Origin of the sequence: Oculatella sp. LEGE 06141 (genome assembly GCF_015207605.1) — a bacterium.
GTDB lineage: Bacteria > Cyanobacteriota > Cyanobacteriia > Elainellales > Elainellaceae > Oculatella.
Genome location: NZ_JADEWO010000088.1, coordinates 1 through 19073 on the forward strand (window position 1 = coordinate 1; position 19073 = coordinate 19073).

General features: G+C 49.3%; 8 protein-coding genes. 3 read left to right on the top strand and 5 right to left on the bottom strand.

Annotated elements, in window-relative coordinates; all coding sequences use genetic code 11:
- The first annotated feature begins 234 nt into the window (after positions 1-234).
- A complete protein-coding gene (locus IQ268_RS29810; RefSeq protein WP_193886713.1) occupies positions 235-960 on the top strand; it encodes a DevA family ABC transporter ATP-binding protein in 726 nt (241 codons plus the stop codon).
- Positions 961-1085: 125 nt separating this feature from the next.
- On the opposite strand, the gene IQ268_RS29815 is transcribed toward IQ268_RS29810, so the two are convergent.
- Positions 1086-3284 carry a phosphoketolase gene (locus IQ268_RS29815; protein WP_193886715.1) on the bottom strand — a complete coding sequence of 733 codons (2199 nt, stop codon included), beginning with the start codon at positions 3282-3284 and terminating at the stop codon, positions 1086-1088.
- 304 nt (positions 3285-3588) lie between these two features.
- The gene (locus IQ268_RS29820) at positions 3589-4176 is read right to left on the bottom strand and encodes a rhomboid family intramembrane serine protease (RefSeq protein WP_193886717.1); all 588 of its coding nucleotides are present in this window, start codon (positions 4174-4176) and stop codon (positions 3589-3591) included.
- Between the two features lie 327 nt (positions 4177-4503).
- On the opposite strand from IQ268_RS29820, the gene IQ268_RS29825 reads away from it, so the two are divergent.
- Positions 4504-7605: a tetratricopeptide repeat protein gene (locus IQ268_RS29825; RefSeq protein WP_193886719.1), complete on the top strand. Its 3102-nt coding sequence runs from the start codon at positions 4504-4506 to the stop codon at positions 7603-7605.
- A gap of 63 nt (positions 7606-7668) precedes the next feature.
- Here IQ268_RS29825 and IQ268_RS29830 read toward each other — a convergent pair whose 3' ends face one another.
- The gene (locus IQ268_RS29830) at positions 7669-8145 is read right to left on the bottom strand and encodes a hypothetical protein (protein WP_193886721.1); all 477 of its coding nucleotides are present in this window, start codon (positions 8143-8145) and stop codon (positions 7669-7671) included.
- Between the two features lie 346 nt (positions 8146-8491).
- On the opposite strand from IQ268_RS29830, the gene IQ268_RS29835 reads away from it, so the two are divergent.
- Positions 8492-9238, top strand: a complete 747-nt coding sequence (locus tag IQ268_RS29835; protein ID WP_193886723.1) for a hypothetical protein — start codon at positions 8492-8494, stop codon at positions 9236-9238.
- A gap of 362 nt (positions 9239-9600) precedes the next feature.
- Here IQ268_RS29835 and nrtS read toward each other — a convergent pair whose 3' ends face one another.
- Both nrtS and IQ268_RS29845 read right to left on the bottom strand, forming a co-directional pair.
- Positions 9601-9837: a nitrate/nitrite transporter NrtS gene (gene nrtS, locus IQ268_RS29840; protein ID WP_193886746.1), complete on the bottom strand. Its 237-nt coding sequence runs from the start codon at positions 9835-9837 to the stop codon at positions 9601-9603.
- Between the two features lie 542 nt (positions 9838-10379).
- The gene (locus IQ268_RS29845; RefSeq protein WP_228035845.1) at positions 10380-19055 is read right to left on the bottom strand and encodes a calcium-binding protein; all 8676 of its coding nucleotides are present in this window, start codon (positions 19053-19055) and stop codon (positions 10380-10382) included.
- Positions 19056-19073 lie beyond the last annotated feature (18 nt).

Here is a 19073-nt window from a genome sequence, read left to right on the forward strand (position 1 = left end):
TGGGGTCTTGTCCCAGTCCGATTGGCTAACATCATTGATGGAGGGGACAGGGTTCTCTTCCATCTTGTTAGCCTAGCAGCACCTCTCGATTTTCTCAATTCCCTTTTTCAACCCCTTGAACAGTTACTTTGATTCTTACCATTGTGATGTGTAGTGTTTCGGCGGGGATCGCAGTGCGGAAACTATACTCTGCCGATCCGGCGGATATTTTCTAATGCTATGAAAACATGAACCATGATAAACGGTACTCACCTCCCCATTCCCGAATTCATTATCTCGGCTCACCATCTCAACCATTACTTTGGTCAGGGAACGTTGCGTAAACCAGCTCTGTTCGACATCAACCTTGATATTCGTGCTGGAGATATTGTGATCATGACTGGCCCCTCGGGGTCGGGTAAAACAACATTGCTCACACTAATGGGTGGATTGCGTTCTGCCCAGGAGGGTAGCCTCAATGTTTTGGGACAGGAAATTTGTGGAGCCAGCAAACAGCAATTGACCCAATTGCGAAAACAGATTGGCTATATTTTTCAAGCGCATAACCTCATGTCATTTTTGACAACTCGGCAGAATGTGAGGATGTCCCTTGAACTGCACAATGAGCGTCTGCCTCAAACGATGGATGCAGAGGTCGATGCCATTTTAGAAACTGTTGGCTTGGGAAATCGCACAGACTACTATCCAGAAAACTTATCGGGTGGGCAAAAACAACGTGTGGCGATCGCCCGTGCCTTAATCAGCCAGCCTAAGCTCGTTCTGGCTGATGAACCGACGGCTGCCCTTGATAAAAAATCTGGACGCGATGTGGTCGAGTTAATGCAAAAACTCGCTAAAGAACAGGGTTGTACCATTTTGCTGGTGACTCACGACAACCGCATTCTTGATATTGCCGATCGCATTATTTATATGGAGGACGGACGTTTAGTCAATCAGCCTGAAACCGCTCTAGTTGAGTAGGTTAATGAATTTGATGGGCCAATCGATCAAAGCCTGCCTGTTTTCTCTGAATCATTGCCAAGAGTTAAGCAGGCAGGCTTGATTGCTTATGAAGCTGTATCGATTACAGAATCAGGTGCAGGGGGTTATTGGGCAAGTTCTGACGCTCGCCTGGTCAACACTTCCGCCGTAATGCGGTTAAACGCCATCAGTTCATCTGCGCTGGCGGTGGTTTCACCTCGCTTCCAGGCAACGGTGTCGCGCGCAGCAGAGCTTCGCAGCATGATTGGCTCCAACATGCCACTGGCTCCACCCGTCACGCCAATCAGCGCATTACCACTGAACAACGCGGCAAAGCCCGCATCATCCAGAAAGCCACCATCCGCTTCAGAGCAGGTGTCCCACGCGGTATCGCCAGGACGGTACAGGCGGCGAGGGCTAACCACAGACACAACTCGCACACCGTATCCCTGCGCCTCTAGCTGTTGTGCCGCATCCAACACGGGAATCAGCGTCATATCACCAATGACGGCAAACACAATGGTTTTACTGCCGCTGGATTCATGCAGAACGATCGCCCCATCCTGCAACGCTTGACGGGTTTGCTCAAAGGTGGTGCGAACGGGCAACGGAGACTTACTGGCCGTAATCACGACTCCTTTGTTTTTCGTCGTCAGCGCCCACTCGTAGCAAACTTGAATGCTGTTAGCATCGGGAGGAAACAGCGGAAATACGTTGCCGTTCCGCATCATTCCGGCAAAATAGGCTTCAATTTCAGGGCGTTGATGCGTCCAGCCGTTGCGTCCCTGTTCCAACGCTCCAGCCGTAAACAGCGTCACGGTAGACGGGGTAGGACGGCGCAGTTCGGCCATTGCCTGCGTTACCGTTTGCCAGATTGGTAACCCATTTACCGCAAACGATTCATAAGAACACCAGAGCGATCGCCCTCCCATCAGCGCTAACCCTGCCGCCAACCCGGCACAGGCATCTTCACTCAGCGGTTCATACACTTGCCCACTGGGGCTTTGGTTGTAGAGCGGATCGGTCGTGGGGTGAACCACTTTAAGAGCCTGGTTGATGTTGCCAATTCCAGAGGCTTCGTTCCCGTCTGCATTAGAGACCAAATAGGCTGGATCGGCTTGTCCGACAGCAGCAACCAGTTGCCCCATTGCGGTGGTAGACACTTTTTTGTCGCCCCCTACAGGGTACTCATCCAGCGGCAACGCTCCCAGATCTGCTAATGGCAACTCCGACTCAGTTACGCCTGTCTTCGCCGCAGGGCCACCGTTCGATCGGGCAAAATTGGTACGAACCAGTTCCCATGCTGCGGCTGGCAGCGATCGCGTTTTCAGCGCACCAACCACGTCTGCATTATCCAGCGTGTGGTGGGCGTACAGGTTATGCGACTTGGAGCCGCGCTCGTGAACGCCAGCCCCTTTAAGCTGCTTGATAATAAACACCGTGAGTTTGCCGCTAAGAGCCGATCGAGCCGCTTCATCCACCGCAACCAAAACGGCTTTAGTAAAAGCGAGCCGCTGCTCAAACGAAAACACAGTGCTATCTACGTAGGCACCCGGCTGGTCTTGATCATCAAAATCTTTAGCATCCACCAGCACCACTTCTTCAAACCCGTTGCCATGCCAGTAAGCCATCATGCGCTCGTTTGACTGGGTAGACACCATGCTGTGGTGTTCCTGGGAGTAGCCATTCCACACCAGAACTGGTAGAAAATTGGTGACTTGCGGATAGGCGACATGGAAATGCGCCATTGCACTCATGATGTAGGGTTCACCCAAACCGCCATCGCCAATGGTGAACGGAAAGAGAGTGTCTCGATGCAGCCATGCCGCCGCCATAGCAAAGTGCTGTCCCTGCCCCAGCGGCCCCGCCGGAGCTAAAATGCCGGGAATATAGCCGGAGAGGTGTCCCAATAGCCCATGTTTTTCGCGGAAGCGATCGCGCAACTGTTGCACGGTATGAATGCCCATGTCCTCCAGAGAGCGATCGAGAAACATGGCGCTGTAAAAGCCCGGAGCATGATGCCCCACTTCGGTGAGAATGTTTTTGTAGCCCAGCATCACCAGTGCAGCATAGGCTTCGGTTTGGCTGGCAAACCCGCCAGGGTGCCCAGACGCTTTACTCGCCGTTACTTGCAGCGTCAGGTAACGCAACGCATCTGCCGCTAAGAGAGTCTGATAAGCTGCCGTGAGATCAGCCGGATCGGCGATTGCCTTGCTGCCGTCGGCGATCGCAGGGGTATGGCCGTGGGTATCAAACTTGGGCGGAGCCTCGCCAAAATACTGAATCCCCTCACAGAAGGTCGGAATGTGTGAAACAGCAGTCATGAATTCAGAGACCTCTCACAAAAACGGCGTGAATCGAACGGCATTGATAAAGCTGCTAGAAAACGCGTTTCCAGCCAATACTCAATATCCGATCCTATAGCCTCATGGGATCAGAAGTTGCTGCAACCTTAACCAACCCGTCCGCAGTTTGCGATCGCGCCAACTTCCCGATTGCCCAATGCAAGCCCTGTATAGATTGGCCTCTATTGAGGAGATTTGAGATGGGTTGCCTTAATCGTGACGGTATCAATCATCGACAGACCATTCCACCCCCCAGAGAAGCTAGAGAAGCTACTCTGCCGCATTAAATGCGTACCGCTCTGGGTTGGGCTAATAGCCGGGCGGCGATCGCGCCTCCAACAAAGCCAAACAGATGTCCTTGCCACGAAATCCCGATTTGTCCGGGTAAAACACCCCAGATTAAACTGCCATAGAAAACGCCAACCGCCAACGACATCAAAATTGAAATGGTGCGGCGCTCAAAATAGCCCCGAAACAGCAAATATCCCAGGTAGCCAAAGATAACGCCGCTTGCCCCAATATGAACCGTATTTGCAGGTGCAATCAGCCAGGTGCCAAACCCACCAACCAGCATGGCGATCGCCGAAACCACAAAAAAATCAACCGTTCGCCACCACATCACCAGCCAGCCTAAAATAACGAAGGGAATGGTGTTCGCCATCAAATGGGCAAAGTTGCCGTGTAGAAACGGGGCGAATAAAATTCCTCGCAGTCCCACAGGGTTGCGAGGCAAAATGCCGTAGATATCCAGCGCACCGCCAAAAATTTGATCGATCGCTTCCAAAACCCACATCAGTGTGACAAACCCGGCCAAAATCAGAATTTGAGCTTTGACTTCACGGGCGAGTGACTTCATCTCGTTACCGCTCATGGACTGACCTCTTAAGCTAAATCAACGGATGGTAAGCGTTCTAAATTAGGTGAAGGCACTCTAGACCAGAGACCGTAGACCGTTACCGACCGTTGCCAACTGCAATTGAATGGCTTGAGACACTCGATCTCATTCAGGTCAGTCTAAAGTCTATTCGTCTAAAGTCCGTCATCTAAACAGCAAGGCTCTACACTATCTTAAGTAACCCGTTGCGCCAACCGCCATTCCGCCCTATTTTCCTATGGTTAAGCCAATCCGTCCTGATTTTGATTAATCTTGAAAAGATAAGCGATCGCCCACTCTAATCGACAGGCAAAGGGAGTTCTGATGATACGCAAGCACCCCATGATCTTCACTTGGAAGTCACGCAGTAGCGTTGCCCTCTCGCTTGTCCTGTTGTCGGCTGGCCTGGTTGGGGTTGAACCGCCCCGTGTGCAAGCATCAGACCTGGTAATAGCAACAGCGCTATCGACGCAAGAGCGGCAAGAGCTAGACCAACTGCGGCAGCTTAACCGAACCACGCTGCTGTTTAACATCATGCTGGTGGTGCTGGCGCTGTTATTGGCAACGGCGATCGTGGGGTTGTGGCTGTTACGCCGCTCTGTGGTTCGGGAAATCACCGCCATTGTCAAAGCTCACATGCAAGAGGTGGGCGACCTGGAAGGTCAGGTGGTCAAAGCCCAAAAAGAAGTTGAGGGCATCCTGCGAGATTTTGATCAGTTTGTCGGCGAGTTAGAAGGCGAAGCCGAAACGTTTCAGAAAGAAATCGGCGACAAGCGCAGCACTGTCTCTAAGCTCGTGGCTGATATGTCTGAGCTAAAGGCACGCATCGTCGCCAACCTGGAGGCGCAGTTAGGCGAAGCGCAGCAGAAACTCTCAAATTTGGAGACTCAGTTTGAAACCCAGATTGTTGAAGTTGAAAGTCATACTCAAACCCGTAAACACGCCATTCTAGAAAAGCTGGAGCAGTCTGAAGCGGAATTTGTGACTCGGTTGAGCCAACTGCAAAACGGCGTTGAAACTCAGAAAAGAGCAGTTTCCGAGACGATCAGTTTGTCCGAAGCCGAATTTGTGTCGCAAGTGTCAGATTTCCGCGCCGGGGCGCAGGGGGAACGCGACTTGTTCCTGGAAACCCTCAAACGGTTAGAAACCGAGCTAACACCGCAGCTTGAGCAAATCCGGGTAGAAGCACAAGCGCAAGTGCGCGAGCAAAAAGATCGCGCCTTTGAAAACTTGCAGAAGCTAGTAGCCGAATTCAGCAATCAGCTAGGTGAACTGCAATCGGGTGCCTATACGCGGCGCGAACAATTGTTAGATAACCTCAGCAAACTAGAAGCCGATTTTGCCGCTCGTCTAGCTGAACTGCAATCGGGAACAGATAGCGAAAAGCAGCACATGGTGGAACGGTTGGGACACCTGCAATCGGAGTTGTCCGGGCGCATTGCCGATATGCAAGCCGATACCCAGGCGCATAAAGACGCACTGCGGCAGAACATTGAACGGCTAGATACCGAATTTGCAACCCAACGGACTGAACTGCAAGCCAACACCCGATCGCGTCAAGATCAACTGCGTCAAGACATGGAACGGCTAGGAGCAGAATTTGCCCAGCAGTTAGCCGAGTTGCAGAAGACAGCAGCAGGTCGAGAATCAGATTATGCGTCTCAGCTAGCGGCTCTACGCCGAACCGCTGAAGGAAAGGAAGCAGACTTAACCAATCAGCTAGCGGCGTTACGATCGACCGCGCAGGGCAAAGAAACAGACCTGACCAACCAGTTTGCCGGATTACGCTCGGCCGCTGAAGGCAAAGTGACAGAACTCGAAGGCCACTTTGCCGAACTGCGATCGCGAGCCGAAGGGCGCATCGGTGACTTCGATCAACAGTTGGCAGAGTTAAGAGCGATCGCCGCAGGACGAGAAACTGATTTTGCCAACCACCTAGCCGAACTGCGAACAGGTCTGCAAGGACAAGACACAGACTTTACCAACCAGTTAGCCGACCTACAATCCAGCTTTGAGACCCGCCGCAATCAACTGTTCGAAACCGTCGAAGCGTCCCAGTCCGAACTTGCCGAACAGTTAGCGGCGCTCAAGGCAGAAGTGCGCGACCAAAAAGATCGAATTCGCGAAAACGCCGACAAGTTAGAAGCGCGGTTTGCCGCCAAGCTCACCGAATTGCAGTCTGCTGCCGAACATCAGCAAAACCAGACGCTAAACGATTTACAATCGGTGGGAGGTTCCCTGGAGGAACGGTTGCAAGCGCTGCAAACCGACGCACAGGCGCGCAAAGAGCAAATCTTGCAACAGCTTGCCGAGATTTCGCCCCAGCAGATTGCCGAGTCGTTTATGTCAGATGTGCAGGCACGGTTGCAGACACTGTCCGAGCAGCTCGACTTGCTCAACACCAACCATCCTGATCTGTTCCTCAGCATTGATGATTACGTCAAACAAGGCAATCTGCTGTTTGAGCAAGGCCGTTACGAAGATGCGATCGCCCAATACGACCAGGCATTAGCCACGCAACCCGACAATGCGTCGCTGTGGTATCAACGGGGTCGCGCCTTGGAGGAATTGAAACGGTATGAAGGGGCGATCGTCAACCTCAACAAGGCGTTGTCTCTACAGCCTAACCATGCAGAAGCGGCATATCACAAAGCCCTGATTTTGGTTGAGCTAAAACAGTACGAGGCTGCTATCAAGACCTTTGATCAAGTCCTAACCACTGACCCAGGTAATGCAGTCGCCTGGTATCAAAAAGGCATTGCTCTGAGGGAACTGCGTCAATATGAACCGGCCATTGCCGCCTTTGACAAAACCGTTGAACTTCAGCCTGTCGATGCTAAAGCGTGGCTCAATCGCGGCATCTCATTGGTGCGGTTAAAGCAGCAGGATGAGGCGATCGCCTCCTTTGATAAAGCCATTGAACTCAATGCCGACTACCACGAAGCCTGGGTGAATCGCGGTGCTGCATTGGGCAGTTTGCAACGGCATGAAGAAGCGCTGGAGGCGTTTGATCGAGCAACGCAAATTCAGCCTGATGATGCTGTTGCCTGGTTGAATCGGGGGTTAGCGCTAGAAGAACTGAACCGATATGAAGATGCGGTGGCTTCGTTTGATACTGTGATCAAGTTCCAGCCCGACTCGTTCAAAGCCTGGAACAATCGGGGCAACGCCCTGACAAAACTCGCCCGCGATCAGGACGCGATCGCCAGCTTTAACAAAGCCATCAGCCTCAATCCCAAATACCCTAGCGCATACTACAACAAAGCTCTCTGCTATGCCTTACAGGGACAAATTGACCTTGCGCTTGAAAACCTCCAAGAAGCGATCGACTTAAATCCCAAGTATCGAGAAGAGGCCAAGATTGACTTTGACTACGAAGAATTTGTCGAAGACACATGGTTTAGAGAAATGGTATATGAAGAATAGAGCGACTCTACAAGCAGAATACGGCTGTTGAGCTACCTTTCTCAACTGTTATCTCAACCGTCATTAGTTTAGCGGAACGCCAAAAAAGAAAATGTAGAGTAAGAAGCCCGAAATAATACCATAGGCGCAGGAAATGAAGGCTCTAAAGGACGTTCCTCGCCCAATTGAAACCAACAACCCCAGCGTAAATGAAATGGCAAACTCGCCCAGTGGAATAGTTGGGCTGAAGTAATATTCAACCAAAATTAATAAAATAATCATCCAAACCGTGAACACAAAATAGAAGTTGAAAACGGGAACTCGGTCTGGAAGACGAAACAGACGCGTGAAGAAAGTAATGTAAGTCACCGTAATGAGCGGCAACGCTGTAGCGGCAAGGCTGCGAACGCCAGTTTCTCCACTCTGCGAAAAGGCTAAAAGAATTAAATACAGCAAGTAACCAACCAGGATGACGACGGCTAAAACCACCGCGCCAACATTCAAAACTTGGAGCGGTAGTCGAGGTTTAGAAACTTGATCGTCATCAGCAATTCTTGGCATTATGGCTGCACCATTCCTGCTTAAATTCTAGTCACTGTAGCAATTCAATACCGAGCCTACAAACTACCCCAGGGCGTAACCGCTGCATTCAGGTTGTGTTGGCTCATTTCTAGCTGTTATTTCTACATCATTACATTTGTGTTTGCACTTCTCTCAAAACACGACGCTTTTTACTAAAAAGTTAGCCTGTGCTGTTAGTGCTGCAAGCATGTTCGCCTAACCCAGGTCTATGACGTTCAATCTAGAGAAACTGCATCTTTGTTTTCGTTACATCCAGGTGATTAAACTCTGGCAGCAACGGGAATTCTGAAAGTAGATTTCACCTTTGTCTAAATATGCAATCCCTATGTCAACCCCCATTATTTTAATAGAACCCAGGTTGGCTCAAACTCCAACAACCGCTACGGCAGTACGTCCCCTCCAGTTTGGGATGATTTCGTCAGGAGTACTAGTATTATTACTAATTGGCTTGGGTGCATTTACCCAAATCAAAATTAAGCAGCTCAACAAAGAAAAGCGGTTTGAAGAGTACAAGAATCGGGAACTTCAGAAGAAGCTCAAGCTAGCGCTGAACACCATCAGCAAGATGGAGAAAAACCCGGATCTCATTCACTCGCGCGAATTTAACCTGGATTACCTCAGGATGCGAATGGAAGAAGAGCAGTTCCACTTTGCCATTCTGAATCAAATTAAGATCAGGGTTAAGGAAAAAATTTCGATCGCGCTACGCCCCAACCAGGCCGAACAGGGATTAGTTGGCATCGCCAGCACCGGACGGCAAATCGATGAAATTTTTGACATAGAATATGACCCGTCTGGTACCAATCGCGGCAGCAAGCGAGTTCTATTTCGTGTTCAAATTAAGCTGATGAAATTACCAGCCCAACCCACTTCGGTTACAATCAGCCAGATTATCGAGTGCATGGAAACCTTCATGAGTCCAACAGCAGACGATCACTGGCAACCAACTCTCCAGGGGCGAATTGCTTCCATGCATTGGGATCAAAAAGCCAAGCCGACGCCATTGCTGGTACTGGAGCAGTCCAACGAAGGGGTCAACGTTACGTTTCGCACCAACCGCATGGTGCATTAAGTTCAACTTGGCGCTATGTGTAATCACTAGCTTTAAAAAAAGGGTGTATCACCACTACGTATCTATGCTAAAGTGCTTGCAGTTTGCCTTACAGGTAGAGCAATCTGTAATTCTCTGAAACTATATGTTTACTGGGCGACGCGATCGCACCAAAAATAAAGGCTCCAAATCGTTTTAAGCCCCAGAATGGGTAGGAACATTTCGCAACGAACACCCCAAAACGCGTAGTTTTGGGAGCAAATTGAGATTACTCTCCAGAAATGAGCAGTCATTCTCCATTCTGCACGAACAAAATGCTCCTGATCCTCATCACCGAACCGCCAGAAACCCACCATTCCTGGCGATGTACTCAGCAGAAAGCTTTAACTTTTTTGTCGAACCTGGCTGATATATTGACCGTGAATATTGACCATGTAGGGAACACAATAGGTCAGCAGAGCAGAAATCAAGCGATCGCGCCCTATTTGGCCCTTAAGTAAGGCATTGCCATGATTGATCACAAACAGAATAGAGCCAACGACCAGCGCTACTTTTAATCCCGTTGGCGCAAATTTTGGATCAATTAAACTGGCACAAAATCCTTTGAGGTTTGATTTCATGAGTTGTGCAACCATCTGTACGATTATGCAGCCACACGGACTGTCGATCGCCATAATTGAAGGGGATAACTAGAAAACACCTGTTGTCCAGAACACAGTGCGAAGTGGTTTGATGCCAACTGCGCCACATGGATCAAGCCACTGCTTCAAGCAACAACTGCCGAGTTCAGAGTCATGCCCACAGGCGTTGGTTTGAGCCAAACCAGCATGACTCACCAGAACTCATCCAACAGTAATATTTAGAATCACAGCATCCAGCAGAATTCCCAGTCATCGACACTTGGCCTCGCTCCAGCCTCCCATTTGTCTTGTCTATTCAAACGCCATACAGCTTAACCGCTCACCCTCCAGGAAAGCGTAGCCATAAGCACAGGAACCTGACTTTCACCTGGCAGGGAACACTTTCCAGCGACTGATCCTACGCCTCATCTTTACCGCCACCTGAAACAGTTGCAATCATCGAGCGCCCCAAAACGGTGTCGTAACCGAGCGCTACTGGGGGTCTCGGAAGGCGATCGCCCCAGTCGAACAGACTGTCAGCATCAGAACTTCTTAACCAACAGATTGAACAGATTAACAAACCAGTTAGTACCAACCAATTGATTGTCAGCCTGAATATAGATTGGCGTTGCCCCCGTTTCAACCACAACAGAGTCGTCGCCTTTATTTGTCTCCACGATGGTTTGACCCTTGTGTGTGCTTTCAACCGTCAGTGTATTGTTTCCATCTCCAAGCTGAACCTCCAAGGATTCAAAAGAGCCATAATCAATATGACCCGCCATACCCAACCCAGTGAGTTGAGTATCGGTTAGTATACCTGAGTTGGTTGAAGCATCTCCTGCATTGTTAAGTACAAGGCTATCGTTGCCCAAGCCACCTTTAACAAGCAGTGGAGCATTGATCTCCTTGATCTGATGATTTTGGTTGCCCACCTTAATCAGGTCGTTGCCTGCCCCTGTCTTGATCGTTGTTTCGCCAGAGATGGCGTAGACGCTGATCGTATCGTTGCCAGCCGCAGTATTGAGAGAAATCTGCCCTTGATGAGTGTTCTCAATAATTAAGGCATCACTACCGCTGCCAAGCTGCATGTCTAGCGATTCAAAGGCGCTGTAGTTTATTTGACCCTTCATTCCCAATCCATTGATCTGGGTGTCGGTGAGAATTCCACTGCTGTCAGTGGTACTGCCTGTATCTACAATATTGAGAGTATCCTCACCGCTGCTGCCTTTGACGGTTAGCTGGGCAGCAATGCCGTTCAAGTGCTGCTGCAAGCTTCCTACATTAACCGTATCATCACCCGCATTCAAGTCAATCGATGTTGCTCCGGCAATGGCCTCGACGTTAACCGTATCGTTACCTTCTCCTGTGTTGACGGTGGTTTGACCTTTGTACGTGCTTTGAATCGTAAATACATCACTGCCAGCACCAGTAAGCAGGGTTAACGCTTCAAAACTACCGTAGTCAATCTGTCCAGTCAGCCCTGAGCCAATCAGCCAGGACTCGGATAGAATGCCTGTGGTATCGGCAAGATCGCCAGAGTTATCAACTGTGAGGTGGTCATTACCCGTTCCACCTTTAATAGACAGTAGAGCTTCGATGCCGTTGATAAGGCGATCGCTGTTTCCAACGTTAACTGCATCATCGCCTTCGCCAGCAGCGATCGTCGTTGCTCCAGCAATGGCCTCAACATTGACAGTGTCGTTGCCAGCACCAGTGTTGAGGTTTGTGGTTCCCTTATGCGTATTCTTGACGGTGAAGACATCCTGCCCTGCCCCTAGCTGGACTTCTAACGTTGCAAGGTTGCCGTAGTCAATCTTTCCGGTCATTCCCAACCCAGTGATTTGGGTATCCGTCAGATATCCAGATTGATCTGTGGAGTCTCCAGAGTTGTCAACCGTGAGCATGTTCTGCCCTAATCCACCTTTCAAGGTCAGCAATCCTGCGATCGCTTTTACCTGCTGAGTCACGCTGCTGATCTTAATTACGTCATTGCCCGACTCGGTAGAAACCGTCGTAGTCCCTGAAATGGCTTCAATATTGACTGTATCGTCGCCATCAGCCGTTTCAATTTTGGTTTCGCCTTTGTGAGTGTCCTTGATGGTAAAGACATCATGACCAGATCCGAGCTGAATGGCTAAGCTCTCAAACGCGCCGTAGTTGATTTGTCCAGCCATGCTCAATCCAGTGAGTTGAGTTTCGCTGAGGCTACCAACGGTATCCAACAGGTTACCGGAATTATCAACTCTCAAATAGTCTGTTCCCGTTCCGCCTTTGAGAGTGAGCTGAGCCTCAATGCCGCTAAGCACTTGATTGAGACTACCAGCATTGACGATATCATTATCGGCTCCTGTGGAAATTGTAGTGACTCCTGTAATGGATTCAATATTGACCGTATCGTTACCCTCTGCCGTATTAAGCTGAGTACTGCCACGGTGGGTTGATTCAATGGTGAAGCGATCGTTGCCGCTACCCGTTTGGATATCTAAGAGTTCAAACGTTCCGTAGTTAATCTGGCCTGCCATTCCTAAACCACTGAGCTGGCTCTCGGTCAAGATGCCCGTATTGTCGTTAGAATCGCCAGAATCATCAATATTGAGGACATCAAAGCCAGTTCCACCTTTAACGGTTAACTGTTTGCTGATATTATCTACCAACCGTTCAGAGTTGCTGATGTTGACAGTATCGTTTCCTTCGCCAGTTGAAATGGTCGTTGCACCTGAAATCGATTCAACGTTGACGGTATCATTGCCAGCCATCGTATCAACTTGAGTCGTACCTTTATGAGTACCTTTAACAGTGAACACATCCTGTCCTGAACCGGTATAGATACTAAGTGCTTCAAAAGAACCATAGTCAATCTGTCCAGTCATTCCCAACCCGGTAAGTTGAGTGTCCGTTAGAATGCCTGTGTTATCAGTTGTGTCGCCGGAATCATCGACATTAAGTGTATCAAAACCTGTACCGCCCTTGATATACAGTTGACTAGCAATGTTATCTATCAACCGAGCAGGGTTGCTGATGTTGATAGTGTCATTCCCTGTTCCCGCCTTAACGGTAGTGATTCCATACACTGCCTCAATATTGACCGTATCATCACCGTCTGCTGTTGTCAGGTTTGTTACAGTTTCATGAGTACTCTCGATCGTGAAGACATCACTGCCCGAACCCAGGTTGATATCGAGAACTTCAAACGTACCGTAGTCAATTTTGCCTCTCATACCGAGGCCGTTAATTTGAGTGTCGGTCAGAATGCCGACATTGTTTGCTGTGTCACCAGAGTCGTCCACATTCAGAATATCGAACCCAATACCGCCTTTGATGGTCAAGAATGCATTAATATCATTGACGGTGTTGTTGAAGTTTCCTACATTGACAACGTCATTACCTGCGGCTGTTCTAACCGTTGTTGCGCCACTGATAGCATGAATATCAACTACATCGTTACCATCCCCAGCATTGAGATCAGTTATACCCCGGTGGGTGCTTTCAATCTCAAACCGATCGTGACCTGAACCCAAGCGGATATTCAGAGTTTCAAAGGTGCCATAGTCGATATAGCCACCCATATCCAATCCGGTGATTTGAGTATCAGTGAGAATGCCAAAGTTGTCATTGGTGTCACCAGAATCATAAACATTGAGTGTGTCGCTGCCGCTACCACCTTTGACAGTTAGCAGAGCTGCAATGTTATCAACCAAACGGTTTGGATCACCAACGTTGACCGTATCATTGTCTGCGCCTGTTCTAACTATCGTTTCGCCAGAGATAGTTTCTACGTTTACGGTGTCATCACCATCCGCTGTCGAGAGGTTAGTTTTTCCGGTAATTGTGCTCTTAACGGTTAGCGTATCGCTGCCTGCACCAAGGGTTAGTTGTAAACTCTCAAAGCCCAGGTAAGCAATGCCCAGAGATGCCTCAACAGCCGTTTGATCAGTATTACCCATCCCTAACCCTATCAGGCGATCGCGGGTCAGGATGCCGACATTGTTCTGGAGGTCAGCCGAGTCGTCGAGGATAAGCTGATCTGCACCATTACCAGCATCGATCGTTAGCAAACCGTTGACTCGGTTCAGCGTTCCGCCTGTGTTGAGCGAAGGAATCGCGTTGCTGCCAACGTGAATTAATTCATCACCGTCATAGGTCAGAACGGTCATCTTATCTGCTGCCACGTTGGTGATATTAATCATGTCGCGCTGATTATTAGTCGTCACCAGTGCAGACTTCGCTCTGATTTCACCACGCAAATCAACAATTACACCGTCAAAGACCGTGTCACCAATAATTGGCAACCGAATCGTTTTACTGCTGGTATCTAGATCAATACCTGGATTGCTGACGTTGTAGTCGGTACGAATCGTTACATCCTGACCCGCAGAAATGGAGGTTCCTTCGGTCATGGTGAAATCATCCCCAACCAGCAGAGTAACAGACCCCTGGTCAGTCCTGATTGTCGCGCCACTGTGCATTAGGAAGAACTCGGCTTCTGCATCTGCCGTTTCAATCAGCGTCAGGTTAATATCACCCTTGACGGTGGTAACGCGACGTAGATCTAATCCTCCCGTTAGTTCTGTGAAAATCACATCGCTACCAGTTTGAATGTCAAGCTGCCCACCTTGGGTATAAGCGATCGTAGCTTCATGTCCTAACACTTTGCTGTTATTGAGGATATCCATGTAGCCGACTAAGCGGGTATCACTTGTTCCAGCATTGACAATGAAATCACCACCTGTAATGACTTGTCCCTTTACATTTCCAGCAACCGTTAAGCCTCCAAACTTGTAAGTTGCTTGCTGTTGCTGATTGTTGCTATCGACACTTTGACGAATGCTCAGGTCAACATTACCCGTTTGGCCAGTCATCTCATCGACGTTCACAGTGATTGAACTGGCATTTTGCCGTATTGCCTGGAGATCGAGATGAACAGCCCCCTTGGCAAAGCTGTCGAGGAAGATACCTTCCTGAAGCTGATGAGTGCCAGTTGCACCAGCGGTATTCAGATCAATTGCAACAGGAGTTCGAGCCAGGGCATCGGCTTCTGTTATAGCCAGTTTAATGTCATCAATACCAATCACGATCACATAATAGGTTTCACCACTCCGCAGCCCCTGAATAGGAGCACCACTAGACGAGTAGCTAATCTTCTGCCCATCCGTAAACCCGTGGTTTCTCAAGTGAATAGTATCCGCAAAGCTGTTAACCGCCGATGTGGCAACGGTATAGCTGTTGGAAACTCCCCGGAACCCTTGGATCAGATTGGCTTTAATGCGAGCGGTTTCTGTACCAATTTTTCCTTGTCCAGCCGTTAGTTGCAGATCACGAGTTTCAATCAACCCATTGCCACGAGACAGGATATCGCCGCCCGCATTGAAGATCTTAGTAACGTGATGAGGATTGTAAATTCGTCCCTGAAGAATTACATTCGATGATCCATAGTTCTGAATATCAATGGTAGACGGGTTGAGAACTGAGCCACTGTTTGCCGGGTTGCTCCAGGTAAACCCACCCTTATTCTCCACACTAACGGTCACCGAAGGCATCCCTACTCCAATAACATTGATGTTATTGATGATCAGATTCTTGTTCGAGCGGTTGACCAACTCAACGTAGTCGTAGGCTTCTTGCACAGTACTTGCGGGAGGACTGCCCGTAATCTGACCTGCGGAGTTTGCATAGCTGCGTTGATGAATCACAAACGTGGCACTTCCTGCGCCTGCTGGAGCAATGTCATTCACAATGATGTCAGTTGCCGTTTGCTGAACACCTACATTGACTTGGCGACGGATACTTCCATCTGCGTTAATTTCCAGCTCTGGATTTGGCGCACTAAAGAAAGTCATATCCGAGTTGAAGTTAATCGAACGACGCAAGGTAACGTTATGGATTTCCTTTTCGGAACCGGGTTCTGGGATCAGCGGAATATCTGGAACAAATGGAATTGCGTTAAAGATCTTGATCGCCGTGTTAACAATATCTAAGGCGATTGTTGCAGCACTGGTGCCATGTTTAGCTGCATCACTTTCCAGAGAACTTGCAGAATCTCCCTTGGTCACTGCATCCGCTTCAACATACAAGTTGCGGGTATTGATTTTTGAGCCAAATGCCGTGTACACTTCGGCACTGGTACTAATATTGGTCTCTGATCGTGCATCAGGCGTTCCGTAGATGCCGTAGAACGTCGTATCTGACTCTGCCTTTGTCCGCAAATCAGCTTGTCGAGCCAGTAAAGTAATGGTCTCATTACCAATCAGAGTGGCTCCAGTTTCCAACGTTACTTTGGTGTCCAATCCCGTAATCTGCATTCTGGCAGTAGCATCGGGATCTCCAGTCGCTCCTCCCCCACTGGTGTCTGCATGGGTGTAGGCATCAAGTTCATGAACATGAGCACTGACGGTCAGCTTACCACCTGCGATCGTGGCATCTCGATCAATGGTCGTACGGGTATTAGCACTGGTTATGTAGAGGTTGGCGTTCGATTTCATGTTGGCATTGAGACCACCTACTCCCGAAGCATCTGCGATAACATCCGCATCAATTGACGCACCTGAAGTAATCATCAAATCGTCTTTCGCAGAAATTCTAGAACGCTGCCCAACCTGGGTTAAAACATCATGGTTGATGGTAGCGTTAGAGTTTGCCGTTACGTTTGTGAAAGTTGAGTAGGCTTGAACTTTGGCAGATAGGCTGACATCTTGGAAAGAGCGGGACGAGAGGGTCATAGACCCTCTAGCGCTCATTGTCGTATCGTTGCCGATTTGAGTTCGAACATTGTTACCTAGAATTGAGTTAACATCTGAACCATTGCCCGAAACAAACAGAGAGCCTGTTGCACTCTTCACTACAGCGGCAGCATTACTGGCTGACCCAGAATAAACCGTAATATTTCTCTCAGCCGTAATTAGTGCTCCACTACCGATGTTGGTCGTCACGGTTGCTTCTGAACGGGATGTCGCCTTATTGGTTTCTGACGTTCCTAGCAAGGCTCCAGAAGCAGCACTGGCGGATGCGGTTACAACTCCGTCGCCCGATGGAGCAGATCGGAACGACAGTGCGCCTCCTGCTCCTGCCAGTTTGTGAGTTCCTGTAGTTCCAGCCGTATTGATATCAAAGATCAACTTATGAGTACTGCTCGTGCTGCCACTGGGAGCAGTCAGGTCTAATCCTTCAGTACCGATAGTATACCGACCTGCAACGCTGTATTTACCAGTGGCGTCAATAATATCGATTGCAACTTCAGTTCCTGCCAGAGCATCTGCTTTCGTTGCCGCCAGTTGGAAGTGGTTGGCATCAACAGCGATCGCATAGTAAGTCTGTCCATCCTGTAACCCTGGTAGCGTCTCTGCTTGGAGGCTAAAGCTGCCCTGAGAACCTTGATTAAACGAATCTACAGGAATACCATTATCCAACTCGATTAAAATAGCTGATCGCTCAGTCAGCAATGGTGCCAGATTGGCGTTTAAGGTGTTGAGTCTATCTCGTTCTACTTGGGTCAGCGATGATTTTGCTTCTAGTGTTTCAATCTCAGATGCGATGACGGCAATTTCACTTTCCAGGGTAGTCCATCGTTCTGCGCCTGCTCTCGAACTTGCCAACCTTAGGACATTATCGTTAACTCTAATAACGTAATAATCCTGGTTGTTGGTTAAGCCACCAATGTCACCAGATTGAGCGGTAAACCTAACCTTCTGGCCTGTTACAAACCCATGGGTTCCAGTTCCCAGGTCAATTCTATGTTCGTACGCTCGAATTTGCCTTGCAGTTGGCTGTTCCTCTGAAGCCGGAACTGGAGGATACTGATCAACAACATTGCTCGCCAGGAAGTTAGAGACTGATGGCGTGCGATAGGTAACGGCCTGCCCGCTGGTGAAGCCATGATTGTTCAACTGAATCTTGTATTCTCCAGTTGGACTTTCCGTAAAGGCAGCAGCGGTAAAGGCTGCTGCTGAAGTGGTGGCTGCTGCTAGGGTGGTAACCAGCTTGATTTGATTGTCACTGATGCGGCGGACATAGTAGCTTTGTCCGTCAACCAAACCATTAATTCCGGTGCCTTCATATTTCAGACGATCGCCATCCTTAAACTGGTGGTCGGTAGCGAAGGTAATGATATCCGTGTCAGAATCCACCGAGTTGCTCGTAAATGTATTACCAAGCTGTACCTCTGTGTCACTGAGTTTGATTACCTTATATTTGCGATCGTGTTCCAGCCCGTTGATGCTGGTATTGCCACCATTGAAATATGTCACCGTATCTTCAGAGGACAAACCGTGGTTTTGAGTTGTGGTGATAGTTTCAGTTGTGCTGTTTGCGTTTTGAGCGTTAAAAGAACCATCTCCAATATTGCTACCCGGAAGCGCACCCCCTGTATTCAGTCCCTGTAGAGCCTCAACGGTAAGGTTGCCTCCTGCGGCAATATTGGTGTTGTTGCCGATGGCAGCACTGATGGTGGGGTTCATAGACGCATTGGCTGACGAGAACCCGACCTTAACGCCTGCGGCTCCGCCATAGCCTTCAGCTTTGGCATCAGAGTCTACGTTAGCTTGCGATCGCACAATAATATCGGTCGTGGCATTTACCCTGGCATTATCACCAATCTGAGCATGGGTTTTGGGTGTCACGCTGCTTGTTGCTTCAGTACCAGTACCTGCTGCTAAAAGACCGCCTGCGGCAGATTCAGTCGTTGCCCTACCGTGATCCGTTGAATTGGCAAATACAGTCACGTTATTAGCATTCAATACGGAGCCATTCATTTGAGCAGTGGTATTACTGTTCACGAAAGTACTTCCCTTGGTCGTGCCAACGCCTGCTCCCAGGGTCAGTGCTTTTCCATCCGCATTAGAGGAAGCAGCATTGACTGCATTAGCAACCACAGAAACATTACCCCTCGCTTGAACCTGGCCACTGCCACCAATTTGCGCCGTGACTGTAGGATTCAGATTTGCCCTGGCTGTTGCCCCTGAGACTCCACCAAGAGCTAACGCTGAGGCATTGGAATTAGCATTAGCCGTATTTTTGCCGTCGGCAGTGAGGGTAAGGTTGCTGGCATCTGTAACTTTACCGTCCATAAAGGCTTTAGTGCTGCCAGTAATGTTTGCCGTTGCATCCGTCGCTCCTACCCCAGCTAAACCAGCAACAATTCCATTGGCAGTTGCAGTAGCCGTTGATGTAGACACTGGGGTAATGGAAATGTAGCCAGAGTTGGACAGATTACCTGTACTACCCACACCCGCATCAGCGATCGC

Bases quoted from the DNA above. Each gene is read 5' to 3' on its own strand.
- IQ268_RS29830 (WP_193886721.1), bottom strand. From the start codon at position 8,145: ATGCCAAGAATTGCTGATGACGATCAAGTTTCTAAACCTCGACTACCG.
- IQ268_RS29815 (WP_193886715.1), bottom strand. From the start codon at position 3,284: ATGACTGCTGTTTCACACATTCCGACCTTCTGTGAGGGGATTCAGTAT.
- nrtS (WP_193886746.1), bottom strand. From the start codon at position 9,837: ATGAAATCAAACCTCAAAGGATTTTGTGCCAGTTTAATTGATCCAAAA.
- IQ268_RS29820 (WP_193886717.1), bottom strand. From the start codon at position 4,176: ATGAGCGGTAACGAGATGAAGTCACTCGCCCGTGAAGTCAAAGCTCAA.
- IQ268_RS29835 (WP_193886723.1), top strand. From the start codon at position 8,492: ATGTCAACCCCCATTATTTTAATAGAACCCAGGTTGGCTCAAACTCCA.
- IQ268_RS29810 (WP_193886713.1), top strand. From the start codon at position 235: ATGATAAACGGTACTCACCTCCCCATTCCCGAATTCATTATCTCGGCT.
- IQ268_RS29825 (WP_193886719.1), top strand. From the start codon at position 4,504: ATGATACGCAAGCACCCCATGATCTTCACTTGGAAGTCACGCAGTAGC.